11 protein-coding genes are annotated in these 13161 nt (G+C 53.4%); 5 read left to right on the top strand and 6 right to left on the bottom strand.

The window, feature by feature from the left end; translation table 11 throughout:
• Positions 1 to 82: 82 nt before the first annotated feature.
• Positions 83 to 1282, top strand: a complete 1200-nt coding sequence (locus Q354_RS24450) for a substrate-binding domain-containing protein (RefSeq protein WP_084332460.1) — start codon at positions 83 to 85, stop codon at positions 1280 to 1282.
• Between the two features lie 50 nt (positions 1283 to 1332).
• Positions 1333 to 2280, top strand: a complete 948-nt coding sequence (locus Q354_RS0103645) for a LuxQ periplasmic sensor domain-containing protein (protein WP_156948178.1) — start codon at positions 1333 to 1335, stop codon at positions 2278 to 2280.
• A 61-nt stretch (positions 2281 to 2341) separates the two neighbouring features.
• Here the strand turns inward: Q354_RS0103645 and Q354_RS0103640 are convergent, their stop codons facing one another.
• Entirely contained in the window at positions 2342 to 4123 is a 1782-nt protein-coding gene (locus Q354_RS0103640; RefSeq protein WP_027856440.1) for an acyl-CoA dehydrogenase family protein, read from the bottom strand.
• A 140-nt stretch (positions 4124 to 4263) separates the two neighbouring features.
• Here Q354_RS0103640 and Q354_RS0103635 point away from each other — a divergent pair, with 140 nt between their 5' ends.
• Positions 4264 to 4695, top strand: coding sequence for a MaoC family dehydratase (locus Q354_RS0103635; RefSeq protein ID WP_027856439.1), 432 nt, complete (start codon positions 4264 to 4266; stop codon positions 4693 to 4695).
• A gap of 63 nt (positions 4696 to 4758) precedes the next feature.
• Here Q354_RS0103635 and Q354_RS0103630 read toward each other — a convergent pair whose 3' ends face one another.
• A complete protein-coding gene (locus tag Q354_RS0103630; protein WP_027856438.1) occupies positions 4759 to 6384 on the bottom strand; it encodes an acyl-CoA synthetase in 1626 nt (541 codons plus the stop codon).
• 231 nt (positions 6385 to 6615) lie between these two features.
• On the opposite strand from Q354_RS0103630, the gene Q354_RS0103625 reads away from it, so the two are divergent.
• Together Q354_RS0103625 and Q354_RS0103620 are read left to right on the top strand one after the other, a co-directional pair.
• On the top strand, positions 6616 to 8133 hold the full coding sequence (locus Q354_RS0103625; protein ID WP_036228447.1) for a PAS domain-containing sensor histidine kinase: 1518 nt from the start codon (positions 6616 to 6618) through the stop codon (positions 8131 to 8133).
• On the top strand, positions 8133 to 8738 hold the full coding sequence (locus tag Q354_RS0103620; protein WP_027856436.1) for a response regulator transcription factor: 606 nt from the start codon (positions 8133 to 8135) through the stop codon (positions 8736 to 8738). The genes Q354_RS0103625 and Q354_RS0103620 overlap by 1 nt, the downstream gene beginning before the upstream one ends.
• On the opposite strand, the gene Q354_RS0103615 is transcribed toward Q354_RS0103620, so the two are convergent.
• The 4 genes from Q354_RS0103615 to Q354_RS0103600 form a co-directional block, all read right to left on the bottom strand.
• Positions 8716 to 9519, bottom strand: coding sequence for an alpha/beta fold hydrolase (locus Q354_RS0103615; protein WP_027856435.1), 804 nt, complete (start codon positions 9517 to 9519; stop codon positions 8716 to 8718). The genes Q354_RS0103620 and Q354_RS0103615 overlap by 23 nt on opposite strands.
• Positions 9520 to 9537: 18 nt before the next feature.
• Positions 9538 to 9951 carry a PaaI family thioesterase gene (locus Q354_RS0103610; RefSeq protein ID WP_027856434.1) on the bottom strand — a complete coding sequence of 138 codons (414 nt, stop codon included), beginning with the start codon at positions 9949 to 9951 and terminating at the stop codon, positions 9538 to 9540.
• Between the two features lie 269 nt (positions 9952 to 10220).
• A complete protein-coding gene (locus tag Q354_RS0103605) occupies positions 10221 to 11876 on the bottom strand; it encodes an AMP-binding protein (RefSeq protein WP_027856433.1) in 1656 nt (551 codons plus the stop codon).
• Positions 11877 to 11969: 93 nt separating this feature from the next.
• Complete coding sequence (locus Q354_RS0103600) at positions 11970 to 13127, bottom strand: acyl-CoA dehydrogenase family protein (RefSeq protein ID WP_027856432.1); 1158 nt, start codon at positions 13125 to 13127, stop codon at positions 11970 to 11972.
• Between the last annotated feature and the right edge of the window lie 34 nt (positions 13128 to 13161).

Raw genomic sequence — 13161 nt, 5'->3', positions numbered from 1 at the left:
TGTGATCGATCAGGAGGCGCGGTCGTTATTCCCCTCTGGTTGCGCAATCAAAGCCTCGTCCGGGTAACAGGTAGTTAGCCGGATGACCCGCCTGGCGTCTGGAAGGATCCAACGGAAGGATACCTGTTCAGCGGTAGAAAGGATCATGAACAGGAATAAAACTCTTTTAGGCAGATTCTCAAAATTTTCTTTCACATTACTGCTGACAGGCAGTCTCGTTATCGCGCCTGATGCCCTGGCGGAACCTGAGTTCGTGACAATGGATCAGTATATGGAGATCCATCCCGGACAGAAGCCGATATCGGCTGCCTTTAACCGACAGGTTCAGGATAAAAGCGTTCCGGTTAGTAATCAGAATCATACACCTGTAAAAATCGCGGTCGTCTACCCTGCCCTTCAGGCCTCTGATTACTGGCGCCGCAGTGTTTCATCGTTTGAAGCGCGGCTCAAAGAGCTGAAAGTTAACTACCAGATGGATACCTATTTCTCTCGTCCTTCCGGCGATATTCAGCTTCAGAATCAGCAGCTGCTCAAAGCCGTACAATCCGGCGCCGATTACCTTATATTTACGTTTAATCAGAAGCACCACCAGCGCCTTATAGAAAAGCTTCTGGTACGCGGCAAGCCCAAGCTGATACTTCAGAATATAACGACACCGGTCAGTCGCTGGCTGCGCCACCGACCAATGATGTATGTCGGATTCGACCATGCAACAGGCAGCCAGAAGATGGCCAGAGAACTGGCGACACGCCTGAATCATCAGGGCAAATACCTCATGCTGTACTTCAGCGACGGATATATCAGTGAAATGCGTGGCGATACCTTCGCAAAAGCAATTTCAAAACATAAATCCATTACACAGGTAGGGAGTTTCTACACGGACGGTAATCGTAGCAAGGCAACCAATGCCACGCTGGACACACTGAGGCAGCACCCCGATATCGAACTGATATTTGCCAATTCCACCGATATAGCCCTTGGCGCTATAGACGCGCTGGAAAAACTCAAACTAAAACAACCAATTTTGGTTAACGGCTGGGGCGGTGGCGATGCAGAACTGAATGCCCTGCTAGACAAAAAGCTCTCACTGACCGTGATGCGAATGAATGACGACAACGGCGTTGCAATGGCGGAGGCCATAAAGCTGGATATCGAAAATAAGCCGGAGCAGGTTCCGCACGTATATTCAGGCGAGCTGACCCTGGTGGACCAGAATATTTCGCCTGCCGAACTGGATCAATTGAAAAAGCGGGCTTTCCGCTATAGCGGCGTCACCCAGTAACAACCGTCACAGTCCGGTCTTCTAAGGGGCCAAATCTTCGTGGAGGTACGGTGAAAGCAATCTACGCAATACTAGTGTCGGTGATGCTGTCAGGCCTGGCGACCATCTGGGCCGGACATAGCCTTGAAACCGACACGACCAAAGCGATTGAATTCGGGGCTCGTCTCAACCATCAAAGAAACGAGCAGCTACTCGAACGGCTTTTTGACGAAAGCCTGGCCAACATCCTGAACATTGTGCAGGAGACATCCCGCTCAACTGATCTGTTGTTTGGCATCCTATCCAACAACAAAGCTGCCGTGGAAGGACAGCTTGGTAATGTATTGTCGCGCCACTCCGGTGAACGTATAGATGCGCTGGTTATCGAAACCGCTGCGAACGGACTGCTTCAGGCATCGAGCTTTTCGATACTGGAATCCGGCCTCAGTCTGAAGCCTCTGATTGACAGCTATCAACCTTATAATCGATGGAAAGTGGTTCGCAGATCGAAAACCGGCAAACAATATATTGTATTGCGCAATGTGCAGCCGGTTATTGATCCGGCAACCGGCGAAGTTGTTGCGAAGCTCAATGTCCTGATTATGTTGAATGATAACTTCTGGGTAATGAGCGAAATACTCGGTGTTCTGGGAGCCAGTGAAGTCAGCCTGATTCACCGGGGCGATAAACTGGGGGCACTGCAGACAGATGCATCCCCTGCTCTCAGTCAGGAATCACCGAACGAATCTTCTTATGAGACGGAGGGGCCGATACGCCAGTATCTTATCGCTTTTGGTACAGAGCAGAGATTCAGGCTTTCAGTTCGACAAAAAGTGGATGACTCAGCGTTCGTGATCAGCCTTATCCATCAATGGCGTGGTTACCTGACCATAACGGGCGTGATTATCACGTTTTTGGCACTGACAGCGCTTATTGCCGTGAGGAGACAGCATCGGCGCTATAGGGCGCAAGCTGATATCGATTCATCAAAAAACAAAAAAGCCACATCGACCCCGTAAGAGTTAACTCTTGCGGCATCGGTGTGGCGCTCAATCAGGCAGCCGGAGCGGCTACTTCAGATCAGTTCCAGGCAGCGGCCATCTGTTCGTCGGACATCGACATAACAGACTCAGCGCCTTCCTGAACCATTGCGACATAACCAGACAAGCGCGGCAGAATCTGAGCACAGTAGAAACGTGCAGTAGCGATCTTGGCGCTGGTAAAGGTCGTCTGTTCTTCACCTGCCGCCGCCATTGCGCCTCTCATCAGCTGCCATGCACCGCAAAGCGTACCCATCATCATCAGATAGTTATAGGCAACTACAGCCGGGAAGGCGGCGTCAGTCGCTGCCTGCTCCAGTAACAACGCCTGAACCTCTTTGACCTGATTCAGGGCACCTGCCAGTTTTTCGGCTTCACGATCAAAGCCACCCGCTGCTTTCAGGCCTTCAACTGTTGCCTCAATTTCGCTCAGCACCGCAGCACCGGCTTCACCCTTATCAAAGATGGTCTTGCGGCCCACCAGATCCAGCGCCTGAATGGCGTTGGTACCTTCGTAAATTGGCAGGATACGGGCATCACGGAAATGCTGGGCGGCACCGGTCTCTTCGATGTAGCCCATACCGCCATGTACCTGAACGCCAATTGACGTCACTTCCTGAGCGACTTCCGTACACCAGCCCTTGACGATAGGTGTCAGGAACGCTGCCCTGGCTTCTTCAATCTTGCGGCTGGCTGCGTCTCCGGCCTTATGGGAGAAGTCCAGGCTGGCACAAGCGTCATAGGTTAGCGCACGTCCCGCCTCGGTAAATGCCTTCATGGTCTGAAGCATACGGCGCACGTCCGGATGGCGAATAATAGGGCCGGCCTCTTTATGTCCCACTGCAGGCCCCTGAACACGATCCGCGGCATACTCCAGTGCGTGCTGATAGGCGCGCTCAGATATAGCGACGCCCTGCAGGCCTACAGCCAGTCGCGCATTGTTCATCATGGTGAACATGCAGGCCAGGCCTTTGTTTTCCTCGCCCAGCAGATAGCCGATTGCGCCTTCGTTATCACCGAAGGACATCACGCAGGTCGGGCTGGCATGGATGCCCAGCTTATGTTCCAGCGATACGCATTTGAGGTCGTTGCGCTCACCGAGGGAGCCATCTTCATTCACCAGATACTTCGGTACGACAAACAGCGAGATACCGCGCACACCCTCAGGCGCATCAGGAAGACGCGCCAGCACCAGGTGCACGATATTCTCGGCCATATCGTGCTCACCCCAGGTAATGAAGATCTTCTGGCCTTTAATACGATAGGCATCGCCATCACGTTCGGCTTTACAGCGCAGCGCCGCAAGGTCAGAACCTGCCTGTGGTTCGGTCAGGTTCATGGTTCCGGTCCATTCGCCGCTGATCAGCTGTGGCAGATAGATCGCTTTCAGTGCATCGGTGCCGTTGGCATCGATTGCTTCTACGGCACCCTGACTCAGCAACGGACACAGGCCCCAGGCCAGGTTGGCCGACTGCCACATCTCCATTACCGGAATAGACAGCGCATAAGGCAGTCCCTGACCACCAAAGTCCGGATTAAACTGCAAGGAACCCCAGGCGCCTTCGACAAATTGTTTATAAGCCTCTGCGAATCCTTCCGGTGTCGGTACGGTATCCCCAACGAGTTTTACGCCCGTGTTATCGCCGACCTCATTCAAAGGGGAAAGTACTTCCGACGCGACCTTGCCTGCCTCATCCAGAATGGCACTTACCATGTCATCGGATGCATCCTCATAGCCCGGTAAAGTTGCCAGTTGCTCTATACGAGCATTGTGGCGCAGAGCGAACTGGATATCTTTCAAAGGAGCTTTATATTCGGCCATGGATCATCGTCCTCGTATATATTTTTACTCGCCGCTAACGTATGTTAGGGTTTTCCCTTATTCTAACAGATTATCGCTTTCCGATAAGATGCATGAAATAATTTTTTGCGTTGCAACACTACTAACTGAGGAATATCTCTATGCAGGAACTGCACGGCTACTATCTTGAAGATCTGGAAGTAGGCATGAGCGCAAGCTACGCTAAAACAATCTCCGAAGCAGACGTTTATATGTTTGCCGGTGTTTCCGGAGACAATAACCCTGTCCATATCAACGAAGAATACGCTCAGACCACTCCGTTTAAAAAACGTATTGTGCACGGCATGTTCAGTGCCGCACTGATCTCAACCGTTGCCGGCACCCGCCTGCCCGGCCCTGGCGCTATCTACGTCGACCAGCAGATCAAATTTAAGGCGCCGGTCTATATCGGCGATACCGCAACAGCCTCAGTTACCATTGCAGAAATCGACGAACGTCGCCGCCGCGTAAAAGCCACCACCGAAGTTCATGTCGGTGAGAAACTGGTGGCAACCGGTACTGCAACATTCATGGTTGATAAGCGGGAAGCCTGATTTAAGGCCTGCCAGCCAAAAAAAACCGCATCTGTTAGCAGATGCGGTTTTTTATTTTCCAGGTTAGCTGGTTTGCTGACGCAGCATAAACTTCTGGATTTTACCGGTAGAGGTTTTCGGCAGATCACCAAAGACAACTTTCTTAGGCGCTTTAAAATGCGCCATGTTATCGCGGCAGAATTTAACGATATCCGCTTCGGCCACCGATGAACCCTCTTTCAACTTAATGAAAGCACAAGGCACTTCGCCCCACTTTTCATCCGGCTTGGCAACGACCGCCGCTTCCATTACCTCTGGATGACGGTAGAGCACGTCTTCCACTTCAATACTGGAGATGTTCTCACCGCCGGAAATAATAATATCCTTGGAGCGGTCCTTGATTTCGATGTAGCCATCTTCGTGCCATACCGCCAGGTCACCGGAGTGGAACCAGCCACCTTCGAAAGCTTCATCCGTGGTGCTCGGGTTTTTCAGGTAGCCCTTCATGACCAGGTTGCCACGCATGAAGATCTCTCCCATGGTTTTGCCATCCTGGGGCACCGGCTCAAGCGTTTTAGGATTGGCAACCATCAGACCTTCCAGCATCGGTGCGCGGACACCCTGGCGGGACTTAAGGCGGGCGCGCTCTTCGATTGGCTGCTCATCCCATTTATCGTGCCATGCACAAACAACAGAAGGACCGTATGTTTCGGTCAGGCCGTAGACATGCGTCACATCAAAGCCCATCTCTTCCATGCCCTGGATTACTGCAGCAGGTGGCGCTGCGCCTGCGGTCATCACTTTCACTTTGTGGTTAATGCTGGCTTTCATCTCTTCGCCGGCGTTGTTCAGCATGTTCAGGATGATCGGCGCACCACAGAAGTGATTCACTTTCTCAGTCCGGATCAGGTCGTAGATATCCTGATCACGCACATGACGCAGGGAGACACTGGTACCGGCTGCAGCCGCAATAGCCCAAGGGAAACACCAACCGTTGCAGTGGAACATTGGCAAGGTCCACAGGTAGACCGGATGCTGGCCCATATCCCAGGAGACAATATTGCTCATCGCATTGAGGTAGGCACCACGATGGTGGTAAACCACCCCTTTCGGGTTACCTGTGGTACCAGAGGTATAGTTCAGTGTGATGGCTTCCCATTCATCCGCCGGTGGCTGCCACTTATACTCGGCATCGCCCGCAGCAATGAAGGCTTCATAATCCATCTCACCGATCAGCGAGCCGCCTTCATAAGACGGATCATCGATATCGATCACAACCGGCTTGTGAGCAACCATCTTCACAGCCTTGTCTACGACAGCAGAAAACTCACGATCTACAATAAGCACCTTGGCTTCGCCGTGCTGCAGAATAAAGGCAACTGCTTCTGCATCCAGACGCACATTGATTGCATTCAGGACGCCACCGGCCATTGGAACACCAAAGTGTGCTTCAAACACTTCGGGAAGGTTAGGCGCCATAACGGCAACAGTGTCACCCTTACTGATACCACGCTGAGCCAGCGCAGAGGCGAGCTTACGAGCGCGGGCATAGGTTTCCTTCCAGTTGCGACGTACATCGTTATGAACCACTGCTGTGTGCTCCGGATAGACGGCTGCAGCACGTTCAATAAAGCTCAGTGGAGTCAGGGCGCTATAGTTAGCAGCGTTCTGCTCCAGTCCGTATTCATATGGGTTATGAGTGTTGCTCATTTGTTTTTATACCTTCCTTCGTGGGGTGCTTTCGCACAACCCTGTTAACCGGAATCCGCCCTGATAGGCGCAGTACAATAGTACGTGTTTTCCCTTACTTATCAAGTTAGCCTAAGGTCAAAGACAGCGGTTCACAGCCTTGCTGTACGGGCTTATACTCATACCAATAGGCGATACAAAAAGATAAAAACCCTTAGGGATACCCCCGCGCAACTACGGAAGACGCTGACAATGAGCAACCTAGAGCAACTCAACCAGGCCCTTGCAGACTGCCAGGCAGAGGCTGAGCGTTACCGTCTGCTGGCAGAACAGTCGACCGACCTTATATCGCGCCACACTCCGACTCACGAGTGGACATTTATAGACGTTAATCCGGCGATTGAAAAAGTTATCGGCTACACCCCGGAACAGATTATCGGCACCTCCGGCTACGATCTTTTTCATCCCGAAGATGCAGATAACCTGCTGAAGCGTGCGGAGTCCGTGCGCTACCGCAGTGGCATCTACACCAATGTCTACCGTTACAAACACCGAAAGGGACACTATATCTGGCTGGAGACCACCAGCCGGACGATTCGGGATAAGGACGGATACCCACAGGAAATCATCTGCGTCTCGCGCGATGTTACCGAACGGGTCGAGGCACAGCAGGAAATCAAGCGGCTGGCACGGGTCGTCGAGGCATCTACGGACATGATCATGTTCTGCAATGAAGCTTCACGAAAAATTACCTACCTGAATGAATCCTGCTACCGAACCCTGGGGGCTGAGGAGAATAAGCCGTCTGTGTTTTATCTCGACCAGCTGTTTGAGAGCGATATTTACGGCACGCTGGTAAAAAGCGCGTTGGAACACGCCTCACTGCATGGTGTCTGGTATGGCAGCATCACCATGAAACCACCTGAAAACGGGCGGGTCGCAGAGGTGCGGGAGATCATCGCCCACCGCAACCGGGCCGAAAATATGCGGGTGGAGTATTACTCCATCATTGGCCGTGATATCACCCTGCGCAAGAAAGCAGAGCAGGAAGCCAAGCGTCATCAGCTGGAAATGGCCCATATGTCACGGCTGTTATCAGTGGGCGAGATGGCAACCGGGCTGGCACATGAAGTTAACCAGCCCCTGGCAGCCATCCTCAACTATTGTCACGGCACCGCCCGACGTCTGGAGGATAATCCGGACGATATAGGCACGGTGAAACGCTCGATGGAGCTGATTACCAAACAGGCGAAGCGCGCTGCTGAAATTATTAAACGGATGCGCAGCTTCGTGCGCAAAACCGAATACCAGCGCCTCTCCTTCTCGGTAAACGACGCCTGTATCGAGGTGAGTAAGTTTCTTAATCAGGAAGCCGCCGATCACGATATTGAGTTTCAGTTCGTGCTCGATGATGAGGATACTTACCTGCTGGCGGATAAAATCCAAATAGAACAGGTTCTTCTGAATCTGATGCGCAACGCGATCGAAGCATATAGCGATTGTGAGGCGACCAGCAGACCCGTTATTATCAGCACCCAGAAAAACGGAACCTATATCCATATCTGTGTAGAGGATGAAGCCAAAGGGGTCTCCGCCGACGCATTGGCGCAACTTTTTGAGCCCTTTTATACTTCGAAGTCTTCCGGATTGGGGATGGGGCTTTCGATATCCCGGACTATCATCGAAACCCACGGCGGACAGCTTTGGGTCGAAAGCGATGGCAAGGCCGGCACCCGATTCCATTGTAAATTGCCGTTAAAGGATAAGTGATGTTCGATACAAAACAGGCCACCGTATTTATCGTCGACGACGATGATGACTTTCGCGACTCAATGCAGTGGTTACTGGAATCCGCCAATCATCAGGTTGTCGCTTATTCTTCGGCCCAACAGTTTCTTGACCAATATAACGATGAGCTGGGCTGCATGTTGCTGGACGTGCGTATGCCTGAAATCAATGGCCTGGCCCTGCAGCAGATCCTGATCGACAGGGGAATGAAGATTCCGCTGGTTGTTATCTCCGGCCATGGCGATATCCCAATGGCCGTCACGGCGATTAAGAATGGTGCGCTGGACTTTATCGAAAAGCCATTCGATGACAATGTCCTGCTTCGCCTGGTTGAACAGGCCTTGCAAACGGCATGTTCTCAGCAGCAGGACCTGGAAAGCCACAACGCCATCAAGGAACGTTACGCGAACCTCAGCCGCCGCGAAAAAGAAGTGATGGAGCTGGTCGTTAAAGGCAAAGCGAATCGTGAAATCGCCGAAGAACTGGGTATCAGCCCGAAAACGGTGGAAGTGCACCGTTCCCGTGTTATGAGCAAGATGCAGGCGGACAGCCTGCCAGAACTGGTCAGGCAGGCTGCGGCGATTTAATCAGTCGGGTCACAAAGTCTGCCGTATGGGTCAGACACTGTTCAGCCGCCTCGAAGTGCGGAATATGGCCGCAGTCTTTAAGCATGCAGGGCTCGGCTGCTGCGCCGATCGCCTGACAGATATAGTCAACCTGTCGGGATTCACCGTACTGATCGTCCTCGCCCTGCATGATCAGGGCGGGACAGCTGATCTCCCTTAACCAGCGTCCCAATTGCAGATCCTGCTGGAAGCTATCCCTCATCCAGGTATCACACCATGCATCAAACAGCTGCCCAGTGCGTTCGCCATGATACCTCTCCAGCCTGCTATGCAGGTCAGTCCGGCGATATAACTCTTTGGCGGCCCGAATCCCCTCCAGCGTCATATCATCCACGTAAGCGTGTGCCGCTTCGGTGACAATACCAACGACAGACGGGCTTGTGGCGGCCCCCACCAGTGCAACCGATCCCCCATCGCTGTGACCGATAAGAATCACTTTTTCAAGCTGCTGTTGCTTCAGTAGCTGCGGCAGATAATACTCGCCCTCCACCACCAGGTAGTTGTCTTTACGCGCCTCTTGCAGCGCTGTTGAGCCACCATAGCCGTATCGCTCGTATATCAGCACATCGCATCCGGTCAACCGGGCAAGTTGTTGGGGATACTGCTTCCACATCGCTATACAACCCAGAGCTTCATGCAGGAAAACCAGCACGGTATCACTGCCCGGGCAGGGATGCTTGCCGTAACGGTAGTGCAAACGGACACCGTTCGGCATCATCTGATAATGTTCACTCCATTGCATCCAGACTTCTCCTCTTACTCAGCCTCGGTTATCCGGTATTGAATAGGTCAGGGTTGCGTGGGCGACAATCTCCTCCTCCCCTGCACTGCTAAGATAGACCTCCCCGACCGCCAGCCGCTTGCCGCATTTCAGGAGCCGTGCCGTGGCGATAAGATCCGCCTCCGGGCTGGGCTTGCGCAGAAAATTAATATTCAGGCTGGTGGTAACCGCCAGCGCCACAGGCCCTATTCGCGTCAGCAGGGCCGCATACATAGCCACGTCCGCCAGTCCCATCATCGCGGGCCCCGAAACAGTGCCGCCAGGCCTCAGATGCTGGTCATCAACCGGAAGCCGCATTTCAGCGCTGCCATCCTCGACAGATTCGAGGACTCCGTACTGATCACCCTGAGGGAAATGTTCCTGTAAAAACTTATTGAGCGTTTTCAGATCCAAAAGCCACCTCCAATATGCCCTATCTCCGGATTAAGGGAATAAGGGCAATCGTCTGAGTTCTGCCAGGTGCAGAGGTTTAGATGTATCTTGCCGGACAGTACTGTCCGACGGACCTTCCGGTATATCTCTCCGGCGCACGCGCTCAACGCACCGCGACCGGCCCTCTGACAAAAAAACCGGGAGCACTAGACTCCCGGAAAACACGATCTCAATCACGAATGCAGAGCACCCGATGAACAGGCCCGATTCCGGGCCTTTAGTCATTTATTTCAGCTGGTTACTTCGCTTTCTTCGCGTGCCTGGTTACGCAGAATAAAGCGCTGTATCTTACCGCTGGGTGTTTTTGGCAGATCATCTACAAACTCAATCTCACGTGGGAAGGCATGAGTGGACAGTCGACTGCGAACAAACTGTTTAAGCTGGTCAGACAGTTCTTCTGTCGGCTCAAACGGCGGTTTGATAACCACAAACGCCTTGATGATCGAACCGCGCTTTTCGTCCGGCTTGGCCACTACGCCTGATTCAGCCACCGCCTCATGCTCAAGCAGTGTACTCTCAACATCGGCAGGCCCTACGCGGTAGCCCGCCGTCGTGATGATGTCATCGTCACGACCATTGAAGGAGTAACCACCGTCGCCATGACTGACCACAACGTCACCGGTCAGGTAGTATTTGCCGTGGAACGGATTCTTCTCGCCCCAGGTATATCCCTGGAAGAAGAACAGCGGTGAATTTTCGACATCGACAGCCAGCTGGCCAACTTCGCCTTCACCGATCTCTTCGTAGTCACCGTTCAGTGCCACGACCCGGTGGCCTGGCATAGAGAAGCCCATGGAACCGACTCGTACCACTGACTGTTCCAGATCGTGGTGGTTACAGGCCGTCATTCCGGTTTCAGTCTGTCCGTAATGGTCCATCACCGGACACCCCAGGCGACGATCAACCCAGCCGATGACTTCGGGGTTCAGCGGCTCACCGGCACTGCTGGCAACCCGAAGATCAAAGCAATCCTCCTCAGACAGGAGGTCATCATTTGCCATCAGCAGGCGATACGCCGTCGGAGCTGCTGCCAGATTAGTGATCTTGTATTTGCGCAACATCTCATAGGTGCTTTCAGGGGTGAAACCATGCTCACAGAAGTGAGTGCCGTTACCCATCAGCAACGGGCCGACTACGGCATAGTAGAGACCGTAAGCCCACCCCGGATCGGCAACGTTCCAGTAGGTATCTTCCGGTCGCAGGCCGATGGCAAAGCGCATATAGACATAGAAGGAGAGCAATGCTTTGGCAGGCACAGATACCCCTTTGGCCTTGCCGACGGTGCCTGAAGTGAACATCTGCAGGAACGGGTCTTCAGCACCGATTTTCACCGGTTCAAACTGATCGGACTGGCTGAATACTTCTGCTTCAAAGTCCATATTGTCAGCGTATCGGGCATCGGCCTTATCACGCTGGAACAGCAATACCGGCGGACAACCCTTAACATCGTCCAGCTTGAAGCGGTTTGCCGGATCGGTCACGACCAGTGTAGTACCGGCACGCTGGGTACGGTACTCAATAGCGCCAGCACCAAAAGCGGTGAACAATGGCTGATAAACCGCACCGGCACGCAGGGTGCCCATAATAACAACCAACAGCTCCGGCGTGCGCGGCAACAGTGCAGCTACCCGGTCGCCTTTGCCGATTCCCTGAGACTTGAGAAAGTTTGCGAACTGGGCCGATTTGCGTTTCAGCTCGGCGTAGGTCATATCGCTGGCGGCGCGCTCGGCACCTTCATAGCGCAGTGCCAGGCGATCGCCTTCAGCCCAGCGGTCAACGATCTCTTCGCAGACGTTGAAGCCGTCATTCAGGTTTCCGATCAGAAGATCTTCAATCTGTGACGGTGTAAAGCCGTCATAGAAAGCCTGGTAATTTTCGATACTCATGGTCGCTCTCTCATTAGGTATTTTATCGTTATTGTTGGCCGCTCTCCCGCGACCACTAAGTTGCAAACCGTTGAATTCTGCAGCCGGACTGAATCAGGCCAGCTGTTTCAAGATCTCACGGGCGATGACAATCCGCTGCACCTCGCTGGTGCCTTCATAGATCGACGTGATACGTACATCCCGGCTCATGCGCTCCAGTGGGTATTCGCGCATGTAGCCATAGCCCCCCAGCATCTGCAGTGCGCTGTAGCAGGCCTGGTTGGCCTTTTCACTGGCAAACAATTTGGCCATGGAGGCTTCTTTCGCGAACGGCAGCCCCTTCTCTTTGCGATCTGCCGCACTCATCAGCAACAGGCGGGCAGCTTCCAGTTCTGTCGCACGGTCGGCGATCATCCACTGCAGACCCTGGAAATCACTGATAGGTCGACCGAACTGTTTACGCTCTGTGGCATATTGAGTTGCATAGTCGATTGCAGCCTGACCGATACCCAGCGCCAGCGAGCCGATACCAATGCGCCCGCCCGCCAGTTCGGCAACTGCAATGCGGAAGCCATCGTTAAGGGCGCCCAACATGGCATCCGTGCCAACCTGCACCTGATCAAAGTGCACTTCATTGGTGGCCGATCCGCACTGTCCCATCTTTTTCTCAGCAGGTCCTACCGTAATCCCCGGCGTATTGGCTTCGACCAGGAAGCAGCTGATACCTTTCCCCTTGGCTGCGGCCGGGTCGGTCACAGCCCATACCACATAGACTCCGGCGAATTCAGCGCTGGTGATCCATTGCTTGGTACCGGAGATCACCCAGCCCTGATCGTTGGCAACGGCCTGGGTACGCATAGATGCGGGATCTGACCCCGCTCCGGCTTCGGTCAGACAGAAACTTCCGCTTAGGTATTCGCCGCTGCACAGGCGTGGCAGATAGGTCTGCTTTTGCGTATCTGTTCCCATCGCCTGAATCACCTCGGCCACCATATTGGTCACCGACATGGTTACCGCAGTCGACGCACAGGCTTTGGCTATTTCTGTCACCGCCAGGCTAAAGGCAACCACTCCGGCCTCAGTGCCACCGTAATCGGCATCGATATTCAGCCCCATAAACCCGAGTTCTGCGAGCTTGGCAGCATTGGCCTTGACGATCTCATGATCGGCGCTCTCGTCCAGTTCAGCGGCCCGGGGTGCCAGTTCAGATTCGGCAAAACGCTTTGCCGTATCCTGAATCAAAATCTGCTCTTCAGTTAGCTGGAGATCCATCAAACTTCTCTCTAATCAGGGTTTACCCTAATCT

Source organism: Marinobacterium jannaschii DSM 6295 (assembly GCF_000620085.1).
Lineage (GTDB): Bacteria > Pseudomonadota > Gammaproteobacteria > Pseudomonadales > Balneatricaceae > Pontibacterium > Pontibacterium jannaschii.
The sequence above is the reverse complement of the archived record's forward strand: the minus strand, read 5'-3'. Positions and strand labels throughout refer to the sequence as shown.